Source organism: Herbihabitans rhizosphaerae, assembly GCF_004216555.1.
Classification (GTDB): domain Bacteria; phylum Actinomycetota; class Actinomycetes; order Mycobacteriales; family Pseudonocardiaceae; genus Herbihabitans; species Herbihabitans rhizosphaerae.
Genome location: NZ_SGWQ01000013.1, coordinates 17,645 through 37,652, shown reverse-complemented (window position 1 = coordinate 37,652; position 20,008 = coordinate 17,645). Strand labels below are relative to the sequence as shown.

Below are 20,008 nucleotides of genomic sequence, written 5' to 3'. Positions count from 1 at the left end.
TGTCACCCGCCCACCGTATTCGATCTCGAACCGGAACGGCGGCTGGCGGCCTGGTATCAGGGCACGGTCAGTCCAAGTTGGCGACCTTGACCTGGGTTCGATTCCCAGCACCGCGTTGCAGCTCGAACGCGCGGCTGACGACATCGCCGGCGGCGAGCCAGGTGGTGGCGTACGCGGACACGATGTGCGCGAGTTCCGCGGGGGCGTCACGCGCCACGAGGTGGCCGGCGTCCGGCACGCGGGTGACGGTGACGCGGTGGTTGGCCGTGCGGAGCCGGTCCGCGTCGGCGTCGCCGAGTGGAGAGCGTCCGCCGCGCACGAGCAGGATGGGCAGGTCCAACGCCGCGGTCGTCGCGAGAAGCTCCGGGCCCGCCTCGAGGATGTCGTCCACGAGTTCGGCTTGCTGGCCGGCGAGTCCTTGGGTCTCGAGCCACGCGCGCACCCGGTCCGGATCGGGATCGGGCACGACGTCCACGAGCGCGAGGCCGGCGACGCGACGCGCGATGGACGGTTCGCCGAGAGCGGTGAGGGCGGCGAACCCGCCGAGGGAGGCGCCGACCACGACGATCGGCGCCGGCTCGCGGCGCAGGATCTCGATCACGTCGTCGGCGAACACCCGAAGCGTGGTCGCCGGCCCGGAGCTGTCCCCGTGACCGCGCAGGTCGGGGGCCACCGTCCGCAGGCCGTGCTCGGCCATCCGCGCCGCGACCGGCGCCCAGACGCCGCGATTCTCGCCGCCCGCGTGCAGCAGCAGGACCGTCGGACCCGTGCCGGTCACCGTTGCTGGGAGCATCGTTGATCCTTTCTACCTTGGGCTGCCAAGGTAACACTACTTTGACGCGCCAAGGTAGTGTTGGCTCGTGACCACCTCGCGAGTGCGACGGCCCCCGGACGAGGCCCGCCGGCTGATCCTCGACGCCGCGGCGTCGCTGCTCGCCGAGGGAGGCGTCGCCGCCGTACAGGTGCGCGCGGTGGCCGCGCGGGTCGGCATGACCGACGCCGGCGTCACGCATCACTTCGGCAATCGCGACAAGCTGCTCGCCGAGCTTCTTCGACACGGTGGACGCCAGCTTCGAGCCGCGCTCAAGGACGTTCTGGCGACGTGGCTGGACGGCGGGGCCGATCTCCACGAGTTGGTCGAGTCGCTGGAGGCCTTGTACCGGCGCGGCTACGGCGAACTCGCGGTGGCGCTGCACGCGGCGGGCTGGCGCGACCGGGGCAGCGGCATGCTCGATCCGGTCGTCTACGCACTCCACCGGCTTCGGCCACCCGGAAGTTCCGTGGACGACACCCGGCACACGGTCGCGGCCCTGCACCAGGCGATGGCCACGGAAGCCCTCCACGGAAGCGCCTTCCGGCGCAGTGCCGGCCTCACCGGCGCCGCGGCGAACGACTCGACCGCACACGTGCTCTGGTGGACACGCCAGCTCCACCACGCGCTCGGAATCGAGCGGGCCTGACCGATTCAGGCAATGATGTGGGATTGCCTTGGATGTGAATTGTTAGCGCCGCGTTATTTACGGGCATCGGCGATGTGCAGTCGTCATGCGCTCTGACCTGCGGAAATCGACAATCCGCGGCTTTGGGTGCTCTTTGTTGGCGGGTGCGGAGAATATCCCTCGAATGTCGGTGACGGGCTTCTGTCGCGGTGTGGCAGGATACGTCGCTCGAACAAATGTCGGGGAGATGGAAAATGCGCGACGGCAGCCAGTCCGATCCGGACGCACTTCGCCGCTGGTGGTGGCGTGTGTCTCAGCGCACGCGGGTGGCGGTCGTGTGTACGGGCACCCTGCTCGCGGTGGTGGTGGCCGGTGTGGCGCTGGCCGGTGTGGGGCGAGCCCCGGCTTCGGCGGTCGCGCGGCCGCCGATTCCCACGATGACGCCCACCGCCTCGTCGAGCACCGATGTCGGCCAGACCAGCGATACCCCCGAGGCACGGCCGGCACCTGATCGGGTGATCGCGGTGATCGGTGTGCCGTCGGCGAACCTGCTGGACGGCGTGGACACCCTCACCAACCGGCCGGTGGCGGTGCGGGTATCGGGAATCCGGGCCACGCCACCGTGTTGGGCCGACCAGGCGCGGCTGCATGCCGTGGAACTGGTGCTCGGCAAGCAGGTCAGGTTGGCCGGGGACGAGCGTCCTGGTGCGCATCAACCGGACCCGGATGGCCGCGTTCCGGCTCGGGTGTTGCTGGCCGACGGGCACGACTACGCGCACACCGTCCTGGCCAGTGGGGCGGCACAGGTCGACATCAGTCTCGGAACCGCGCCCAACCAGCAGGATCTCGCCGCTGTGGAAGCCGACGCCCGGCAGGCGCGGCGCGGAGTGTGGGGCCCGCCGTGCGTGCCGAACCCCACGAGCAGCCCACCGCCCACGAACCAGCAGGGCCCGCCGCCACCGCCGACCCAGCTACCGCCACCGCCGACCCAGCTACCGCCGCCGCCGACCCACCGGCCGCCGCCCGTCCCGCCCACCACGCCGCCGCCTCAGGACGGTGTGCAACACGGCGTGCGCAAGGGTGACCGCTGCTCCCCGGAGGGCGCCCGAGGCGTGACCGTCGAAGGCGAGCACGTGGTGTGCAGGGACCGAGACGGTCGCCAGCCGAGGTGGAGGAGGGCGTGAGCGCACGCGACGAGCCCGAGCCGATGGTCGACATGTTCCGCAAGCCCACCGGTATGGACCCTGTACTGGACACCGAACTCGTCGGCGAGCACGACCGCGGCGATCCGGCGGTCGCCCACCGGCCACGTGGGCTCCTCGGAAACGGATTGGTCCGGACCACCGGCTGGGTGCAGGCCGGCGACCGGCCGGTCAGCACCGGTCTGATCATCGTCGTGATCTGCCTGCTCCTGGGACTCGTCGCCGGTATCGCCCTGCTGCCGGTCTACCCGGCGATCAGCGGAGCGTGTGTCGTCCTGCTTCCCGTTGCGGGCTACGGGTTCTGGCGCCTGGCCACCACCCGGCTCGCGCCGGCCTCGATCGCGCACAACACCGGCACCGTCGCCGCCGGCGAACTCCAGCTCGGCACCTGGGTCAGGCTGCACGGCACGATCGGGCCCGTCGGCTACGTCGCGCGTGTGCAGCCGGAGAACCGGGACGTGCACGTGACCTTCACCGGCGGCACCACGATGACCTGGCCCGCCGGCCGCCGGCTGCACGTCGCCGAGTTGCACGACTGAACTCGGACTCAGAGGGTCTTCAGGTCGACGGCGTGGGCCATGGCGCGGTATCCGGCGTCGCCGGGGTGCAGGTGATCACCGCTGTCGTACTCGGCGCGGATGCGGCCAGGGGCGCTGGGATCGGCGACGACCCGGTCGAAGTCGACCACCGCGTCGTACTCACCGCTGGTGCGGATCCACCGGTTCACCTCTTGCCGAAGCCGCTCACCCTGGGCGGTGTAGAACTGGAAGCCCTCGTACGGAGTGATGGTCGCGCCGATCATTCTGATGCCGTGCGCGTGCGCCGCCCTGATCATCTTCCGGTGACCGTCGATGATCTGCTGGGCCGTGACGGTCGGCCGCGGGTCGAAGCAGCCGAAGGTGTCCACGTCGTTGGACACGATGTCGTTGATGCCGAGCAGGACGATCGCGGTTCGGGCGCGGGCCTGGTCCAGCACGTCCCGCTGGAATCGGACGAGGGCCGCGTCACCGAAGCAGGGTGATCCGTTCAGCAGCCGGTTGCCGCCGATGCCGGTGTTGACCACGCTCGCCGGCCGGTGGGTGCCGGCGAGCCGTTCGGCCAGTTCGTCGGGATAGCGGTTGTCCGTACCCGTGGACGAGCCCACGCCGTCGGTGATCGAATCGCCGAAGGCCACGACCGCGCCCGGCCCGGCTTCCCGAGCACGTCCACGCCTGCGAGGAAGTACGACGCCGTGCTCGTGTCGGTCAGGCTGAACGCCCCGCCGGCGTCGTACCGGCGATCGCCGGACGCGCGGTAGGTCTCCGCCGTGGCGAACCGGTGAAACGTCGCCGGACCGGTCGGCTCGGCGAAGTACAGCGTCACCGTCAGCCGCTCCAGCGGTGAGACGGGGAACCCGAGTCCGTCACTGGTGGCCTGCCGGCCGACGGGAATGACGGTGGCCGGCGATCCGTGGAAGGCCAGCGGGCGCACGGTATCCGGACGGACGGAGGCCTGGTCGCTGGTCTTCGCGACCGTCGCGCCGGTCAGGCGCAACGGTTTCGTTCCGTAGACGTTCGACAGGGTGATGCGCAGGGCCGCGCCGCCGGTGCTGACGCGCACCACCTGGCGGACGGACTGGTCGGCGAACCCGTCGGTGGACCAGTCCGGTTCGAACGGACCGGCGCCGGGATGCTGAGCGGCGCTCGCCCAGGTTCCGGTCCAGCCGTGCCCGGTCGCCGGGGTCGGGACGGATGCGGTGGCGACGGTCGCGGACGCGAGCGCGACCGCGGCGGCGCCTGTCAACGCGACGATTCGCTGTCTGATGTCGAGACGAATGCTCATGTCCGGAGGATGGCACCGGGCCGGTGGCCAACGGAAAGGCCGGCTGAGCATCACGGTCGTGCACGACGAGCATGACCGCGCCCGCTCGACAACACTTAGCCCTTGCGCTAAGTGTTCTGACGGGCCATACTTAGCCACATGGCTCAGTATTCGGCGGTGCTCGACGGGATGTTCGTGGCGTTCGCGGACCCGACGCGGCGGGCCGTGATTCAGCGGCTGGGTCGCGGGCCGGCGAGTGTCGGTGATCTCGCCAAGGACGCGCCGATGACGTTGCCGTCGTTCATGAAGCACGTGCGGGTGCTCGAGTCGAACGGGCTGATCCGCACGGCGAAGTCCGGGCGGGTGCGCACGTGTGAGCTGAACCGGGAGCGATTCGCGCTCGTCGAGGACTGGCTCGCCGAGCAGCGGCGCATCTGGTCGGACCGCACCGATCGCCTGGAGAAGTTCGTGACGAATCCTGAGGAGAAGAAGTGAATCCTGATCTCGATCTTGGTATCGACCGCGTCATTCGCGCGCCTCGCAAGGCGGTGTGGGACGCGTGGACGGATCCGGCGAACCTGGCGCGGTGGTGGATCCCCGCGCCGACGCGCTGTCACGTCGAGCGGCTCGACGCTCGGCCCGGCGGCGGGCTGGTCACGCTGATGAGCGACGACGGCGAGGCGTTCGTTCCGCACATGGACGCGTGTTTCCTTGTGGTGGACGAATTCGAGCGGATCGTGTTTACCAACGCGGTCGACAGCGGGTGGCGTCCGGCGAGCCCGGCGCCGCTCTCGATGACCGCCGAGGTGCTGCTGAAAGATCACCCGGACGGGACCGACTACCGGATCGTCGTGCGCCACGGTGATCCGTCCGCCCGCGCGCGGCACGCCGAGATGGGGTTCGCCGAGGGCTGGGGCTCCGCCGCCGATCAACTCACCAAGCTGGTCGAAGGATGAAGATCGCCCTGACGGAATTCGTCACCCTGGACGGCGTGAGCCAAGGGCCGGGATCGTCCACAGAGGACACGAGCGACGGCTTCACCCTGGGCGGCTGGCTCGTGCCGCACATGGACGAGGCGTTCATACGGTGCGCCTCCGAGTGGCTCGACCTCGCCGACGGCCTGCTGCTCGGCCGGCGGACGTACACCGCGTTCGCGCGCGACTGGCCGGCGATCACCGATCCCGGCGACCCGTTCACCGAGCGGATGAACGTGCTGCCGAAGTACGTCGTGTCCAACACGATCGAGGCGGGGGACTGGGCGCCGACCACGGTGTTGCGCGGCGAGCCGGCGGTCCGCGAACTGAAGGCGCGGCCGGGACGCGAGTTGCAGGTGCACGGCAGCGCCCGGCTCGGCGGCGCGCTGCTGTCCGCCGGGCTCGTCGACACGCTCCGGCTCGTCGTCGCGCCCACCGTGCTCGGATCGGGCCGCCGGCTGTTGACTCACCCCGCCACGGCGACCGGCCTGCGACTCGTCCGGCACGACGCCACCGCGCGCGGTCTGCTGGTCCTCGAGTACGAGGTCACCGGCGCCGCCGAGGTCGGCGACTACGACGGCGTCACCGACCTGCGGTAGGTCGCGGGTCAGCGCTCCCGCATGGACCGGCGGATCTCCTCCAGCTTGTCGCGGCCGGCCTTCTCACGCTCGGCCATCTGCTCGTCGAGTGCCTCGGCCGTGGCCGCCTCGGTCGGCAGCTCGGCGGCGCCCGTCGACGTGGCGGCACGGCCCTCGATCTGGTCCCGCACGTAGTCGAAGGTGGGCACCCCCGACTCGGTGTAGTCGCCCTCGGGTACTGGCGTGTTCTCGGATCCGGAAGTCATGGCCCAATTGTGCCCCGCGCCGACGAGCGCGCCAGGTCAGCCGAGGTTGGCGCGGAACGCGTCCCACGCGGTGCTCGTCAGCAAGAGCGTGCCGCCGTCCCGGTTCTTGGAGTCGCGAATGGCGGCACCGCCACCCGGCCAGGCCGCCTCGACGCAGTTGCCGCTGTCGCCTCCGGTGAAGGAACTCGTGCGCCACCGCAGGTCGTTCAGGTCGATCGTGCCCACGATTGCCTTCTCTCGTTTGATCTTTCATCGGTACTGCTTTGCCACCCTAGCAACGAGTTTCCGGGCTTCATCGGGCTCTTCCGCAGCAGCCAGGAGCCGCTGGTATGCCGCCGCGTACTGCTGGATCACATGGGACCGCTTCGGCCTCACCGTCACCCCGGACGACGAGCAGCGTGTGTGGCTCGACAGCCCAGACGGACCGACCGTCGGCCGGCTTACTCGCCGAGCTTGCTGACGTTGAGGAACTTGTTGGGGGAGCCGGGACCGGGGTTCAGCACCCAGCCGTCGCTGGCGTTGTTCACCAGCGCGTCGCGGACCTGTTGGGGCGTGGCGTCGGGGTGCGCGGACAGGTAGATCGCCGCGGCGCCGGTGACGTGCGCGGTGGCCGGCGAGGTGCCGCTCATGATCTTGCTGCCCTGGTTGTCCGAGTTGCTCGTGGACACGATGTTGGCACCCGGCGCGTACAGGTCGACGCAGCTGCCGTGGTTGGACGGACCGGTCTCGGCGAGTTGATCGTCGGTCGCGGCGACCGTGATCACCTCGGGCAGCCGGCCGGGACTGAACTGGCAGGCGTCGGAGTCGGAGCTGCCCGCCGTGGCGACGAACGTGATCCCGCTCCGCACGGCGTTGGACACCGCACGGTCGATCGCGGTGTTTCCGGGGCCGCCCCAGCTCGCGTTGATCACGGCGGGCTTGGCGGCGTTCCGCACCACCCAGTCGATGCCGGCGATCACCATCTCGTTCGACCCGCTGCCCTGGCAGCTCAGTATCTTGACGCCGACGATCTTGTCGTCCTTGGCCACGCCGTAGTCCTCGCTGGAGGACACGCCGCCGGTGAACGTGCCGTGCCCGCTGTCCGACGATGCCTTGCAGTCGTTGACGTTCGCGTCGTCGTCGACGAAGTCGTACCCGGACGTCGCGCGGCCTTCGAACGACACGTGATCCAGGTTCAGCTCGGTGTCCAGGTTGTACACGGTGACACCGGTGCCGCCGTTCGGGTACGTGTAGACGCCGTCACGCTTGCCGTCGATGACGTCCAGCCCCCACGACGGCGGCTTCGGCCGCTCACCGGCCGCCCGGCCGGCGCCGTACCCGTCGCCGCGCACCAGGGTCGACCGCTGCACGAACTCCACGCCGGGGTCGGCCGCGAGCCGCCTGGCCTGCTCGTCGGACATGCTGACCGAGAATCCGCGCAGCGCGGCCGAGTACACTTGGCGGACGTCGCCGCCGTAGCGGCCGGCCAGTGTCTCGGCCGTCTGTCCGGTGCCCGATAAGCCGACGATGTACACGCCCGGCACGGCCGCCTGGGCCGACCCGGTTCCGAGCACGGTGAACGCGGTGGCGGTGGCCGCGCCGAGGCACAGCATCCGCCGCCTGATCGACTTCATGGTTTCTCCCTCGCTGAGAACGGTCCGCCACCGGCAGGGTTCGGGGCGTGACCACTACTCAGCATCAGCGGTCGAAAACCGCGAAGCAATACGTAGTGGCACGCGATTTCGGTGCGTGCTCAGGGAAGCAGCGGTTCCAGGAGGCGGTGCGGCTTGCGCAGCGCGAGGCTGACCGGGTCGGTGCGGGTGTAGGCGCGCCGCGGGTTGGGCCGCGCCTCGAGTTCGGTGGGCGGCACCCACCGGCCGCATTCGCCGCACAGCCCGTTCGCGTCGATCCGCTTGCCGCACTCGACGTGGAAGTAGAACCGGGTGGCGCCCTTGGGGTCCATGTGCCGCTCGCCCCACCTGGCCAGTGAGTAGACCACCGGCCACAGCGCGATCCCTTGCGGCGTCAAGGAATACTCGCTGCGAGTCGAGTGGTTCGGGTCCGGCAGCCGGTCGAAGACGCCGTGCTCGACCAGGGCCTGCAGCCGCTCGGCGAGCACCGCGCGCGGAAGATCGAGGCGCCGCAGGAAGTCGTTGTACCGGCGCACGCCGAAGAAGGCGTCCCGGACGATCAGCAGCGTCCAGCGCTCGCCGATCAGCTCGAGCGCCTTGGCCATGGCGCACTCCTGGGTGGCGTACCCCTTTCCGAGACCCATGTCACTCACGATATCACTGGGTTCATTCATTGAACCGACGCTGCTACCGTGACCCTGGATTCAATGAACGAACTCAGGGAGTCGCGGTGGCAACGACGTCCACATCGGACCGGACCCGGTCCACGCTCGTCGTGTCCAGCGCGTCGACTTTCTTGGTACTGGCCAACTTCGCGATGGCATTGGTGATCGTGCCGGACACGGCCGCCTCGCTCGGTGCGAACGCGGTCGGCACCACCTGGATCATCGGCGGCATCAGCCTGGGCCTGTCCACCGTGCTGCTGGTCGCCGGGAGCCTGGCCGACGACCACGGCCGCCGGCGCGTGTTCGTGATCGGCGCCGCCGCGTTCGCGCTGTCCAGCGTGATCTGTGCGCTGGCCCAGGACACCGCTGTTTTCGTGATCGGGCGGGTGCTGCAGGGCGGGGCGAGTGCCGCGGTGATGGCCGCCGGTCTCGGACTCGTCGGCCACGCGTTCCCCACCGGACCGGCTCGCGCGCGGGCGACCGGCCTGTGGGGCGCGATGGTGGGCGCCGGCACCGCCATCGGCCCGCTGATCGCGGCGGCGCTGACCGAGCTGGTGAGTTGGCGCGTCGCGTTCTGGTTGGTCGCGGTGGCCGCCGCGGCGCTGGCGATCGCCGGCCGGCTCGGCGTGGACGAGTCCCGCAGCGACGTACCGCGGCGGCTCGACCTGCCGGGCGCGCTGACCTTCGCCGTCGGAGTCGGGCTGCTGGTCACCGCGCTGACGCAGGCGCGGGCCGGCTGGGGGCAGCCGGCCGTGATCGTCCTGCTGATCGCCGCGGTGCTGCTGATCGCCGTTTTCGTGGTGGTGGAGAGGCGGGTCGCGGAGCCGATGCTGGACCTGGCGCTGCTGCGCCGGCCACTGTTCCGGGCCGCCACACTCGGCGCGCTGTTCAACGGAATCGCGGTGATCGGGTTCATCAGCTACACGCCCACCGCGATGCAGATCGCGCTCGGTCTCACCCCGGTCGGCAGCGCGCTGGTGATCGGAATCTGGGCGGGCCTGTCCACCGTGGTCGCACTGCGATCGGGCCGCGTTCAGAGGATCAGCGCGCGGATCCGGCTCGCCGTCGGGCTGGCGCTGTGTGGCGCCGGCGAACTGGCCATGATCGGCTTCACCGAACACTCCGACTGGGTGCGGCTGCTGCCCGGCTTCGTGATCGCCGGCGCCGGGTACGGGCTGACCAACGCGGCACTCGGCACGCTCGCCGTGCAGAGCGTGCCGGCGAGCAGCGTGGCGATGGGCTCCGGCGCCAACAACACCGCCCGCTACGTGGGCTCGTGCGTCGGGTTCGCGCTGACCGCCGCGGTGATCGCGCTCGCGCCGGCCACCGGAAGCGCGCCGCACGAGTACGCCGTCGGCATGACCTTCGCCGCGGTGGTCGCCGCCGCGCTCACCCTGGTCGGGGCGGCACTGGTCGGCCTCAGCCGCGAGCCGGCCCGCGTCGCCGCGCCGAGCCTGGCCAACTGACTCGGGATTTGTCACCCGATCGGGTTAGTGTCCGTGATCGTGACGGAGACGGGCACGGAGGCGGAGACCGACGCGAGAACGCGCCGGCGGGCGATGATCGCGCTGTTCGTCGGCGTGGCGGCGAAGACGACGGCCATCGTCGGGGCGAGTACGGCGGCGACGCTGATCGCCTCCGAGATCGGCGGGGCGGGCTGGAGCGGCCTGCCGGCGGCGGCCAACGTGCTCGGCACGGCGACCGGATCGCTGCTCGCCGGCACGCTGATGGCCCGACTCGGCAAGCGGTCCGCGTTGTCCCTGATGTACGGACTCGGCGCGCTCGGCGGTGTCATCGCGTTCCTCGCCGCGGTGTCCGGGGTGCTGCCGCTGCTGCTCGTCGGCATGGTGCTGCTCGGTATCGGCAACGCCGGCGCACAGCTGGCCAGGTACGTCGCCGCTGACCTGTATCCGTTGGCGCGCAAGGGTTTCGGGCTGTCGGTGATCGTGTGGGCCGGCACCGTCGGCGCGATCGCCGGGCCGGCGCTGATCGCGCCCGGCGCGTCGGTCGCGCGCTGGCTCGGCCTGCCGGAGCTGTCCGGCCCGATCGCGGTGACCACGGTGATCGTCCTGCTCGCGGTCGGCGCGACGTTCGTGCTGCCGCGCGGCGAGGCGGTCGCGCCGGTCGAGCGGAAGTCGCCATCGATGGTCCTGTCCGCGCTGCGCAGGCCGGCCGTGCTGGCGCCGCTGTCGGCGATGGTGGCCGCGCACGTGGCGATGGTCGCGGTGATGACCATGACCCCGGTGCAGCTGCATGATCACGGCCACGGGCTCGACGTGGTCGGCTGGGTGATCGCCGCGCACATGGTCGGCATGTTCGCGCTGGCGCCGCTGTCCGGGAAGATCGCCGACCGGTGGGGCGGCCGGGTCACGATCTATCTCGGCATCGGCACGCTGATCCTCGCCGCGGTCACCTGCGTCACCGCGCCCACCGCGCACGCGACCGGCCTGCCACTGGCCCTGTTCCTGCTCGGCTACGGCTGGAACCTCGCGTTCGTGGGCGGCAGCAGCCTGCTGGCCCGTGACCTGCCGGAGGCGGAGCGCACCCGGCTGCAGGGCACGGTGGACGCGGTCGTGTGGGGCTCGGCGGCGTTCGCGAGCCTGTCCGCCGGCCCGCTGTTCGCCGGCGGCGGGTACGTGCTGCTGGCCGTGGTGGCCGGGGTCGCCGCACTCGCCCCGCTGGTCGTGTTCGCCAGAGTTCGCACGCTGTGAGCGTCTGAGAACAGCGGGACGTCCGCGCCGAGCGGTAACCACGCTGTGGTCGGCTTGAAAGGCGAGGGCGACCGCCGACGCCGAAGGCGTGCTTGGCGGCGGCTTTGCCCGATGTCAGACACCGCAATCAGATGTTGATCACGTCCGGATCGGGCGACGGCGCGTAGAGCCCGTCGATCTCCGAGCGGTACTTGTCGGCGATCGGCCTGCGCTTGAGCTTCATGGTCGGGGTGAGCTCCTCGCCGCCCGGCTCCCAGGCGCTGGCCACGATGCGGAACCGCTTGACCTGTTCCACTCGGGACAGCGACGCGTTGCCGGTGCGCACCGCCTCGGTGACCGCCGCGCGCAGGCCCTCGTGCTCGGCGAGTGCGACCGGCGCCGCGTCGGCCAGGCCGGATTTCGCCGCGGCCATGTCCGGGTCCAGCACGATCAGCGCGGTCACGTACGGGCGGCCGTCTCCGATCGCCACCGCCTGGCCGACCAGCGGCGACGCGCCCTTGAGCGCGTTCTCGATATTGGACGGCGACATGTTCTTGCCGGACTCGTTGATGATCAGTTCCTTCTTGCGGTCCACGATGAACACGAAGCCGTCGTCGTCGATCTTGGCGATGTCACCGGAGTGCAGCCAGCCGTCGGAGTCGATGGTCTCGGCCGTCCGGTCCGGCTGCTTGCGGTAGCCGCGCATGATCAGCGGGCCGCGTACGAGCAGCTCACCGTCCTCGGCGAGCTTCAACTCCGAGCCGGGGGCCACCTTGCCGACCGAGCCGATCCGCAGGTCCTCCGGGCTGTTCGTGGTGACCGCCGCGGTCGTCTCGGACATGCCCCACACCTCGTAGACCGGAATCCCGATGCCCAGGAAGAACTCCAGCGTGTCCACCGGGATCGCGGCCGCGCCGGACACCGCCCAGCGCAGCTCGTCCAGGCCCAGCGCGTGCCGGAGCTTGCCGAGAACGAGAGTCTCGGCAAGCCGGTGCTGGACCTTGAGCGGCAGCGGGAGGTCCGATGTGGACAGTCGCGCCAGCGCGGCCTTCCGGCCCACGCCGATCGCCCACTCGGCGATCTTTCGCTTGGCCTGCTTGGGTTCCGCCGCGATCTTCGCCTCGATGCCGGCCTTGATCTTCTGCCACACGCGCGGCACGCCGACCCAGACGGTCGGCCGCACCTCGGGCAGCGCGGCGGCGATCGCGCGCGGGTCGTCCACCGTGGTGATCTGGACGCCGTAGATCATGTTGAAGTAGTGCGTGGCCGCGCGATCGGCGACGTGCGCGGACGGCAGGTAGGACGTGGTGCGGTCGTCCGGGCCGGCGTCGATGTACCCGCACAGCGCGTCCGCCTCGGCGAGCAGGTTCGAGTGCGTCAGCTCGACGCCCTTGGGCGGGCCGGTGGTGCCGGAGGTGTAGATCAGCGTCGCCACCGCGGACGGCTCGACGGCCCGCCACGCCGCGTCGAAGTCGAACCCGTCGTCGCCCGCGGCTTCGAGGCCGGCCAGCGTCTCGGTGGCACCGTCCGCTTCGCCGTCCACCGACACCACGTGCTCCAGGTCCACGCCGCCCAGCCGGGGCAGGAACTGCTGCTCGGTCACCACGATCTTGTTCTCCGCGTTGGAGAACAGGTAGGCGATCTGCTCGGCCGAGCTGGTGTTGTAGATCGAGAACGGGATCGCGCCAAGGTGCAGCGCGGCCGTGTCCACCAGGTTGAACTCCGGGCGGTTGGTGAGCATCAGGCCGACCGTGTCGCCTCTGCGGACGCCGCGCGCGGCGAGCCCGGCGGCGATCGCGCGCACCCGCTCGGCGTAGCTGCGCCAGGTGATCTCCAGCCCGCCGCCCGCGGTGCGCAGCGCGACCGCGTCCGGGCGCATGACCGCGCTCTCCTGGAACGCCTCGCACAGGGTGTGCACGGTCTTGCCCGACGGGTGGGTACAGGTGGATTCGGTCGTCTCACTCGACATCGCTGGCCTCCGCTCGGCTCGTCCGCGCAGGTCGCGGGTGGTTGGTTGTCTGAGGCTAGATGCGAAATGTGACCCAGACCATGCGCAAATCGGTCAATCGAGACGATCTCGACATGCTGTGGGGTCAGTCTTTCGATTGACATGGGGATCGATCTGCGGGGTGATGCGGGAGTAGTCGCGCTGATCCATGCTGTCCGCGTGACCACAGCGACCATCGGGGGAGACGCGGTTCGGCTCCGCCCGCCAAGGAACAGAGTCGACCCGCGCGCGGTGCGGTGGTGGACCGCCCAGGAACTGCTCAGCTTCGTGCCGATCGTGCTCGTGCTCGCCGTGCTGGCAATGTTGATCCCCGGCGCCCGGCAGTGGTTGTGGCTGTCCGCCGGCGTGATCACCGTGCTCGGCCTGGCCTCCACCTTGATCTTGCCGCGCTGGCGCTATCGGGTACACCGCTGGGAGGTCACCGATGACGCGGTGTATTCGCGCACCGGGTGGCTGTGGCAGGAGTGGCGGATCGCGCCGATGTCGCGCATCCAGACCGTGGACAGCGCACGCGGCCCGCTGCAGCGCTCGTTCGGGCTCGCCAGCATCACCGTCACCACGGCGTCGGCGAAGGGTGCGATCGTCATCGACGGGCTCGACCACGAGCTGGCCGCCGACCTCGTGCAGCAGTTGACCGAGGTGACCCAGGCGACGCCCGGGGACGCGACATGACAGCGTCGGTCAAGTCCACACAGGACACCCAGTGGCACCCGCTGGACCGCAGATCCCTTGGTGTGACAGCGGTTCTGGTCGGCGGCGCGCTGATCGGCGCCGGCATTCCGATCCTGATCGGCATGACTCGCGACGACAAGCCGGTCGGGATCGTGCTGGCGTTCGGCGTGCCCGGCGTGGTGCTGGCCGTCGCGCTCGCGGTCCTCGGCGACTACCTGCGCTGGAAGAAGTTCAGCTACCGGATCACCGGCGACCGGGTCGAGTCGCGCACCGGGATCCTGCACCGCAAGCACCTGTCCGTGCACCGCGACCGGATCCGCAGCGTGGACGTCACCGCCAACCCGATCTACCGCGCGTTCGGCGTCGCGAAGGTGAAGATCGGCACCGGGCAGCACGGCGAGTCCGACGACGGCCAGGTGACGCTGGACCCAATCAGCCGCGAGCGGGCCGACGAACTGCGGGCCACCCTGCTGGACCGCACGCCGACGACGGCCACACCGACGGCGGTCCCAACCTCGGACGACGCGATCGCCACGCTGGACTGGAAGTGGATCAGGTACGCGCCGCTGTCGGTGTGGCCGGTGCTGCTCGGCGCGGCGGCGATCGGCGTGGTGTTCAAGGTCGCCGACTGGTTCGGCGCGCAGGACACCGTGCTGCACCGGGCCTGGGAGTTCATCCGCGATCTGCCGCTCTGGCAGGCGATCCTGCTGCTCGTGGTCGTGGTGCTCGGAGTCGGGCTGATCTGCACGCTCGGCCTGTACGTCGAGATGTGGTCCAACTACCGGCTGGAGCGCGAACCCGGGCCGACGCTGCGCCTGCAGCGCGGATTCCTCACCAAGCGGTCGGTCTCGCTGGAGGAGCGACGGCTGCGCGGCATCGAGGTGGTCGAGCCGCTGGGCGCCCGGTTCGTCGGAGCGGCCCGGCTGGAGGCGGTGGCCACCGGCTTGGCCAAGAAGGCCGAGGACGAGAAGGTGGCGAGCCGCATGCTACTGCCCGAGGCGCCGCTGGAGGTCGCGCACGCGGTCGCGGCCGACGTACTGCGCGAGCAGGTCGCGCCGACCGAGACCGTGCGGCTGATCGCGCACCCGGCCGCCGCGCGCGGGCGCAGGCTGCGGTGGGCGCTGGCCGGCGTCGCGGCGGTCGTCGTGGTGCTGGTCGTGCTCGGCCTGACGGTCACGCCGGTACTGCTGCACATCGCGTGGATCAGCGCGATCGTGCTCACCCCGCCGGCGGTACTCGCGGCCAGGGACGCCTACCGCAACCTCGGGCACGGGCTGTCCGGCGACTACGCGGTGACCAGGCACGGTGTGCTCGCCCGGCGCACGGTCGCGTTGCGGCGCAACGGAATCATCGGCTGGACGGTGCGCCAGACGCCGTTCCAGCGGCGCGCCGGGCTGATCACGCTGGCCGCGACGACGGCGGCGGTGAAGGGTGCCTACGAGTTCCTCGACATGGACGCGCACGAGGGCGTCGCGTTCGCCGACGACGCGCTGCCCGACGTGCTCAGCCAGTTCCTGGAACCCGTCGACTAGTGCCCGACCGAGACGTCGCTGACCAACTCCGGGTCACCAAGTGCTTGACAAACGTACCGGTACCCCTTCGCGTACTTTAGCCCGCTAAAGTCCCTCGGCCGCAGAGAAAGCCCTGGTCAGACATGATCACCAAGGCGCGGGAAATGTGAGGGTGATGCGCATACGGCCTCGCGCGGCCGTGCGGTCACCTTCACGGGCTGGATCGGCGCGCTCGTGGCCGGATCTCCCTCCGGATTTCATCACGGTTGACATCAAGCCGACTTCAACGAGCAGGCTTAGGTAAGCCTAGCTTTAGTGAACTCGGTGGAAGGTTGATCCAGGTGGACATCGAATACTCGGAGACGGTCGTCATCGGCGCCGGGCAACAGGGCTGCGGGGTGGCCGCCGCCCTGCAGGAGCTCGGCCACGAGTCGATCGTCCTGGAAAGGGTGGAGATCGGTCAGGCGTGGGCGCACGAGCGTTGGGACAGTCTGCTCGTGGGCAGCGGGAATCGGTCGGTTCGGTTTCCCGGGTGGGAATACGACGGCGACGATCCCGACGGCCTCATGTCCGGGCCGGAGTTGGCTCGACACCTGCGCCGCTATGTGAAAGAGCGAAATCTTCGGGTGTTGCAGCACACGCCGGTTCGAGAGGTCGAGTGCCCGCCGGATGCCACCGATCGCGACGACGTCCGATTCAGGACCCATCTATCCACCGGTGGCGTCGTCGAGTCCCGCAATCTCGTCGCGGCGATGGGCGGCTATGCGAACCCTCGAATACCCGATCTGGCGTCGCATGTCGATCCGTCCGTCAATCAAATGCATTCGCGCGACTATCGCAATCCCGAGGCCCTGCCGGACGGGAGCGTCCTCGTGGTGGGCGCGGGAATCAGTGGTCAACAGATCGCGGACGAACTCGTGGACGCCGGACGCGATGTCGTGCTGTCGGTCGGTCGCCACCAGGCGTGGCCCCGCCGGTATCGCGGTCGCGGCCTGCACGACTGGATGTTCGTCTTCTCGCTGTACGAGGACTTCGTCACGCCCGATTTCGGGGAAGCAGGTGACCGTCCGCTGGCCGGGTTGCCGGTGACCGCCGTGAAGGATCGCGGCGAGGATCTCAATCTCGGCACATTGGCCAGGAAGGGAGTCGTGCTCGTCGGTTCCACGCGCGCGGCGGAAGGTGATGTTCTCCTGCTGGAGGACAATGTCGTCGCGATCGCGGAGGCGTCCGCCCGCTCGTTCCAGAAAGTGCTGGACAAAATCGACACCGGGATTCGTCAGCGCGGTTTCGTCGTACCGGAGCAACGGCCGGCACCCGGCGTCGACATGGGCGTGATATCCAACTTCGGGAACAAGCTCGACCTGGTGAGCCGAAACATCACCACGATTGTCTGGTGCACTGGATTCGGGCCGGACTACCGGATCCTGCCGGACAACGCACTCGACGAATTCGGCGCGCCGATCCAGCAGAAGGGCCTGCTCGGGGCGATTCCCGGCCTGTACTACGCCGGGCTCCCGGACGGGAACTCACTCGCTCCGACGGCGATCTCGGCGAATGTCGAGAACGGGCGATTCATCGCGCGCCAGATCCGCGCGGACCACATCATGCGATCCGGCTCCTCGGAACGCGTCATGTGAGGTGTCACAGGGATGGGTGGGGCCGTTCCAGATAGGTGCGATCCGGTTTGTCGAACCCGAACTTCGCGTACAGCTCGTGCGCGTCGTCGGTGTGCAGCATCCACCGGAAGCTCGCGCCGGGGCCTTCCTCGATCATCGCGCGCACCAGCGCCACGCCCAGCCCTCGCCCGCGAAACCGTTGCAGCACATAGAGATCCGCGAGATAGGCGAGCGCCACGCCGTCGGACATGGCGCGCGCGAACCCGATCGTCTCCTCGCCGTGGTAGACGCCGACCACCCGCCAGGCGTTGTCGATCTGCTGTTCCACGTGCTCGCGAGTACGCCAGCGAGCCCAGTACGCCTCGGTGGACACGTACTGCCACACGGCGTCGCGGTCCACCCTGGCGGGATCGTCGTCCAGTTCGAACTCGTCGTGGGTCCAACGCATGATCGCGAGGCTACCCGCGCTTCGTCGGGGGCTTGGTCGTGCGCCGGCTCGGCTCGGCGGCCAGCGGGTCCTCCGGCCAGCGGTGCTTCGGGTAGCGGCCGCGCAGCTCGGCGCGCACGGCCGGATACCCGTTGTGCCAGAACGACTTCAAGTCACCGGTGACCGCCGCCGGACGGCCGGCGGGGGACAACAGGTGCAGCACCAGCGGCACCCGCCCACCGGCCACGGTCGGGCTGTCCGTCCAGCCGAACACCTCCTGGATCTTCACCGCCAGCACCGGACCGTCGGCGGTGTAGTCCACCCGGATCCGCGACCCGGACGGCACCGCCACCCGCTCCGGCGCCAGCTCGTCCAGCGTGGACAGCTGCCGCCAGTCGAGCAGATTCCGCAGCGCCGCCGCGACGTCCACGGTGGCCAGACCGGCGCGCGACCGGACCCGGCCGAGCGCGCCGGCCAGCCAGGTGTCCACAGTGGACAGAAGCGCGTCGTCGTCGGTGGCCGGCCAGTCGTCGAACACCGTGTGCAGCAACGAGATCCGGTCCCGCAGTGACCGGGCCCGCTCGTTCCAGTTCAGCAGGGACAGCCCGTCTCGGCGCAACCCGTCCAGCACGGCGGCCTCGATCGCACGCGGATCAGGATCGGCCAGCGGCCGCTCGGACAGCGTGATCGCGCCGAGCGCGCGCACCCGGCGGGCCACCACGTCACCGTCCCGCCAGAGCACCTCGTCCCCGGTGGACACCAGCGCCGGCGCGGCGGCCACGGCCAGTTCCTCGTCGGCCGGCGCGGCCAGCCGAACCCGGGCGTGCGCGGCGCCCGGCGGCCGGTCGGCCACCGCGACCGCCAGCCACTCGGCGGACTCCAGCCCGGACCCGCGCGGCAGCTCGACCGCCGTCCCGCCGGCCGTCAGGTACACCGGGGAACCCGCGGATCGCTTGCGCGCCAAGCGTTCCGGGTACGCGAGTGCGACCACCAGCGCCGGATCCGGCCTGCCGTCCGCACCGCTGACCAACGCGGCCAGTCGACGCACCTCGCGCGTCCACCGCGACGAGGTGTCGGCCCGCAGCAGACGCAGCGACTCGCCGAGGTCCGCCGATTTCGCCAGCCCGTCGTCGTCCAGCAACGCCACCATCTCGGCCGCCGCCCGCGCGCCCACGGTCCGCGCGCCGTCCAGCAGCGCGCGGGCCAGCCGGGGGTGCAGGCCGAGATCGGCCAGCCGGCGCCCGCGTTCGGTGATCTCGCCGCCGTCGGTCGCGCCCAGTGCGGCGATCGTCGCGCGCCCGGCGGCCAGCGCACCCGCCGGCGGCGCGTCCCACCAGGTCAGGCCCGAGCCGTCCGGGGTGCCCCAGCAGGCCAGCTCCAGGGCCAGCCTGGTCAGGTCGGCCGTGCGGATCTCCGGCTCCGGGTACCGCGGGAGCGTGCCGTGCTCGTGCGCCGGCCAGCAGCGGTACACCCGGCCCGGCGCCTCCCGGCCGGCCCGCCCGGCGCGCTGTTCGGCGACCGCGGCCGACACTCGCACGGTGACCAGGCCGGCCATGCCCCTGCGATGGTCCACTTGGGACACTCGAGCCAGCCCGGCGTCCACCACCGTGCGCACCCCGGGCACGGTCAGACTCGACTCGGCGACCGCGGTGGACAGCACCACCCTGCGGCGATCGCCCGGCCGCAGCGCCCGGTCCTGCTCGGCGCTGGACAGCCTGCCGTGCAAGGGAAGTACGTCGGCGGCGATTCCACCGAGTGCGGTGGTCACCCGCCTGATCTCCGGCACGCCGGGCAGGAACACCAGCACGTCACCGTCCACATCGGACAACGCGGTGCGCACGGCGCGGGCCACGCACGCCTCCAGCCGTTCGCCGCGAACCGGCGGGACGTGCGCCACGTCGACGTCGAAGGTTCTGGCGTCCACCCGCAGCACCGGCGCGTCGCCGAGCAGCTCGGCCACCCGGTCGGCCGCGACCGTCGCCGACGTGGCGAGCACCCGCAGGTCCGGCCGCAGCCCGGAGCGCGCGTCCAGCAGCAGTGCGAGCAGCAGGTCGGCGTCCAGATGGCGCTCGTGGCACTCGTCCAGCAGCACGGTGTCCGCGGTGGTCAGCTCGGGATCGGACTGCAGCCTGCGCACCAGCAGGCCCGAGGTGACCACCTCGATCCTGGTGCGCTTGGACACGCGCCGGTCGCCGCGCACCGAGTACCCGACGGTCTCGCCGACCCGCTCACCCAGCAGCGCGGCCATCCGCGCCGCCGCCGCGCGGGCGGCCAGGCGGCGCGGCTCGGCCACCACGACCCGCGCGCCCCGGTCGGCCAATGCCAGTGGCACCAGTGTGGTCTTGCCGGTGCCGGGCGGCGCGAGCAGCACGGCGGCACCGTGCTCGTGCAGCGTCGACGCCACGTCCCGCAGGACCGCGCGAACCGGCAGGTCGGGGAGGTCGTCCGGCAGCCCCAACGTTCGTCCTCGTCTGATCGGGTGACACCTTTCGGATGGAGTGTGGCAGTCAATGTCGATCTCTCAGCTTCATCTCACATTCCGTGAGTACT

Annotated in this window: 21 protein-coding genes; 11 read left to right on the top strand and 10 right to left on the bottom strand. The window is 70.6% G+C overall.

Annotated features, from left to right (window positions below; all coding sequences use genetic code 11):
- Positions 1-67: 67 nt before the first annotated feature.
- On the bottom strand, positions 68-793 hold the full coding sequence (locus tag EV193_RS28430; RefSeq protein ID WP_130348016.1) for an alpha/beta fold hydrolase: 726 nt from the start codon (positions 791-793) through the stop codon (positions 68-70).
- Positions 794-860: 67 nt separating this feature from the next.
- On the opposite strand from EV193_RS28430, the gene EV193_RS28425 reads away from it, so the two are divergent.
- From EV193_RS28425 to EV193_RS28415, 3 genes are all read left to right on the top strand, one after another.
- Positions 861-1,460, top strand: coding sequence for a TetR/AcrR family transcriptional regulator (locus EV193_RS28425; protein ID WP_242613739.1), 600 nt, complete (start codon positions 861-863; stop codon positions 1,458-1,460).
- 233 nt (positions 1,461-1,693) lie between these two features.
- Positions 1,694-2,623 carry a thermonuclease family protein gene (locus tag EV193_RS28420; RefSeq protein WP_165401536.1) on the top strand — a complete coding sequence of 310 codons (930 nt, stop codon included), beginning with the start codon at positions 1,694-1,696 and terminating at the stop codon, positions 2,621-2,623.
- Positions 2,620-3,180, top strand: coding sequence for a hypothetical protein (locus EV193_RS28415; RefSeq protein WP_130348014.1), 561 nt, complete (start codon positions 2,620-2,622; stop codon positions 3,178-3,180). The genes EV193_RS28420 and EV193_RS28415 overlap by 4 nt, the downstream gene beginning before the upstream one ends.
- 8 nt (positions 3,181-3,188) lie before the next feature.
- Here the strand turns inward: EV193_RS28415 and EV193_RS34280 are convergent, their stop codons facing one another.
- Complete coding sequence (locus EV193_RS34280) at positions 3,189-3,785, bottom strand: SGNH/GDSL hydrolase family protein (protein ID WP_242613738.1); 597 nt, start codon at positions 3,783-3,785, stop codon at positions 3,189-3,191.
- Positions 3,668-4,462 (bottom strand): hypothetical protein, encoded by a 795-nt coding sequence (locus EV193_RS34275; RefSeq protein ID WP_242613737.1) that lies wholly within the window; start codon positions 4,460-4,462, stop codon positions 3,668-3,670. Before EV193_RS34275 ends, EV193_RS34280 begins: the two co-directional genes overlap by 118 nt.
- A gap of 138 nt (positions 4,463-4,600) precedes the next feature.
- Here EV193_RS34275 and EV193_RS28405 point away from each other — a divergent pair, with 138 nt between their 5' ends.
- From EV193_RS28405 to EV193_RS28395, 3 genes are read left to right on the top strand one after another with little or no spacing between them, the layout of a single operon-like run.
- Positions 4,601-4,936, top strand: a complete 336-nt coding sequence (locus tag EV193_RS28405; protein WP_130348013.1) for an ArsR/SmtB family transcription factor — start codon at positions 4,601-4,603, stop codon at positions 4,934-4,936.
- Positions 4,933-5,397, top strand: a complete 465-nt coding sequence (locus EV193_RS28400) for an SRPBCC domain-containing protein (protein WP_130348012.1) — start codon at positions 4,933-4,935, stop codon at positions 5,395-5,397. The genes EV193_RS28405 and EV193_RS28400 overlap by 4 nt, the downstream gene beginning before the upstream one ends.
- On the top strand, positions 5,394-6,014 hold the full coding sequence (locus tag EV193_RS28395; RefSeq protein WP_130348011.1) for a dihydrofolate reductase family protein: 621 nt from the start codon (positions 5,394-5,396) through the stop codon (positions 6,012-6,014). Before EV193_RS28400 ends, EV193_RS28395 begins: the two co-directional genes overlap by 4 nt.
- An 8-nt stretch (positions 6,015-6,022) precedes the next feature.
- Here the strand turns inward: EV193_RS28395 and EV193_RS28390 are convergent, their stop codons facing one another.
- From EV193_RS28390 to EV193_RS28375, 4 genes are all read right to left on the bottom strand, one after another.
- A complete protein-coding gene (locus EV193_RS28390; protein WP_130348010.1) occupies positions 6,023-6,259 on the bottom strand; it encodes a hypothetical protein in 237 nt (78 codons plus the stop codon).
- Between the two features lie 36 nt (positions 6,260-6,295).
- Complete coding sequence (locus EV193_RS28385; protein ID WP_423202240.1) at positions 6,296-6,484, bottom strand: DUF397 domain-containing protein; 189 nt, start codon at positions 6,482-6,484, stop codon at positions 6,296-6,298.
- Between the two features lie 215 nt (positions 6,485-6,699).
- Positions 6,700-7,872 carry a S8 family peptidase gene (locus EV193_RS28380; RefSeq protein ID WP_130348009.1) on the bottom strand — a complete coding sequence of 391 codons (1,173 nt, stop codon included), beginning with the start codon at positions 7,870-7,872 and terminating at the stop codon, positions 6,700-6,702.
- A gap of 119 nt (positions 7,873-7,991) precedes the next feature.
- Positions 7,992-8,513, bottom strand: a complete 522-nt coding sequence (locus EV193_RS28375) for a winged helix-turn-helix transcriptional regulator (protein ID WP_130348008.1) — start codon at positions 8,511-8,513, stop codon at positions 7,992-7,994.
- 86 nt (positions 8,514-8,599) lie between these two features.
- Between EV193_RS28375 and EV193_RS28370 the strand changes: the two genes are divergently transcribed.
- Both EV193_RS28370 and EV193_RS28365 read left to right on the top strand, forming a co-directional pair.
- Positions 8,600-10,000, top strand: a complete 1,401-nt coding sequence (locus EV193_RS28370; RefSeq protein ID WP_242613736.1) for an MFS transporter — start codon at positions 8,600-8,602, stop codon at positions 9,998-10,000.
- 39 nt (positions 10,001-10,039) lie between these two features.
- Complete coding sequence (locus tag EV193_RS28365; protein ID WP_242613735.1) at positions 10,040-11,245, top strand: MFS transporter; 1,206 nt, start codon at positions 10,040-10,042, stop codon at positions 11,243-11,245.
- Between the two features lie 127 nt (positions 11,246-11,372).
- On the opposite strand, the gene EV193_RS28360 is transcribed toward EV193_RS28365, so the two are convergent.
- On the bottom strand, positions 11,373-13,193 hold the full coding sequence (locus EV193_RS28360; RefSeq protein ID WP_130348007.1) for an AMP-binding protein: 1,821 nt from the start codon (positions 13,191-13,193) through the stop codon (positions 11,373-11,375).
- A 198-nt stretch (positions 13,194-13,391) separates the two neighbouring features.
- On the opposite strand from EV193_RS28360, the gene EV193_RS28355 reads away from it, so the two are divergent.
- From EV193_RS28355 to EV193_RS28345, 3 genes are all read left to right on the top strand, one after another.
- A complete protein-coding gene (locus EV193_RS28355) occupies positions 13,392-13,904 on the top strand; it encodes a PH domain-containing protein (protein WP_242613734.1) in 513 nt (170 codons plus the stop codon).
- Positions 13,901-15,436 carry a PH domain-containing protein gene (locus EV193_RS28350; RefSeq protein ID WP_130348005.1) on the top strand — a complete coding sequence of 512 codons (1,536 nt, stop codon included), beginning with the start codon at positions 13,901-13,903 and terminating at the stop codon, positions 15,434-15,436. Before EV193_RS28355 ends, EV193_RS28350 begins: the two co-directional genes overlap by 4 nt.
- Positions 15,437-15,756: 320 nt before the next feature.
- On the top strand, positions 15,757-17,052 hold the full coding sequence (locus tag EV193_RS28345) for a flavin-containing monooxygenase (protein ID WP_130348107.1): 1,296 nt from the start codon (positions 15,757-15,759) through the stop codon (positions 17,050-17,052).
- 4 nt (positions 17,053-17,056) lie between these two features.
- Here EV193_RS28345 and EV193_RS28340 read toward each other — a convergent pair whose 3' ends face one another.
- Together EV193_RS28340 and hrpB are read right to left on the bottom strand one after the other, a co-directional pair.
- Positions 17,057-17,479 carry a GNAT family N-acetyltransferase gene (locus tag EV193_RS28340; RefSeq protein ID WP_130348004.1) on the bottom strand — a complete coding sequence of 141 codons (423 nt, stop codon included), beginning with the start codon at positions 17,477-17,479 and terminating at the stop codon, positions 17,057-17,059.
- A 10-nt stretch (positions 17,480-17,489) separates the two neighbouring features.
- Positions 17,490-19,916: an ATP-dependent helicase HrpB gene (gene hrpB, locus EV193_RS28335; protein WP_423202239.1), complete on the bottom strand. Its 2,427-nt coding sequence runs from the start codon at positions 19,914-19,916 to the stop codon at positions 17,490-17,492.
- Positions 19,917-20,008: the final 92 nt, after the last annotated feature.

Bases quoted from the DNA above. Each gene is read 5' to 3' on its own strand.
- EV193_RS28360 (WP_130348007.1), bottom strand. From the start codon at position 13,193: ATGTCGAGTGAGACGACCGAATCCACCTGTACCCACCCGTCGGGCAAG.
- EV193_RS28340 (WP_130348004.1), bottom strand. From the start codon at position 17,479: ATGCGTTGGACCCACGACGAGTTCGAACTGGACGACGATCCCGCCAGG.
- EV193_RS28420 (WP_165401536.1), top strand. From the start codon at position 1,694: ATGCGCGACGGCAGCCAGTCCGATCCGGACGCACTTCGCCGCTGGTGG.
- EV193_RS28375 (WP_130348008.1), bottom strand. From the start codon at position 8,513: ATGGGTCTCGGAAAGGGGTACGCCACCCAGGAGTGCGCCATGGCCAAG.
- EV193_RS28430 (WP_130348016.1), bottom strand. From the start codon at position 793: ATGCTCCCAGCAACGGTGACCGGCACGGGTCCGACGGTCCTGCTGCTG.
- EV193_RS28405 (WP_130348013.1), top strand. From the start codon at position 4,601: ATGGCTCAGTATTCGGCGGTGCTCGACGGGATGTTCGTGGCGTTCGCG.
- EV193_RS28350 (WP_130348005.1), top strand. From the start codon at position 13,901: ATGACAGCGTCGGTCAAGTCCACACAGGACACCCAGTGGCACCCGCTG.
- EV193_RS28395 (WP_130348011.1), top strand. From the start codon at position 5,394: ATGAAGATCGCCCTGACGGAATTCGTCACCCTGGACGGCGTGAGCCAA.
- EV193_RS28390 (WP_130348010.1), bottom strand. From the start codon at position 6,259: ATGACTTCCGGATCCGAGAACACGCCAGTACCCGAGGGCGACTACACC.
- EV193_RS34275 (WP_242613737.1), bottom strand. From the start codon at position 4,462: ATGAGCATTCGTCTCGACATCAGACAGCGAATCGTCGCGTTGACAGGC.
- EV193_RS28380 (WP_130348009.1), bottom strand. From the start codon at position 7,872: ATGAAGTCGATCAGGCGGCGGATGCTGTGCCTCGGCGCGGCCACCGCC.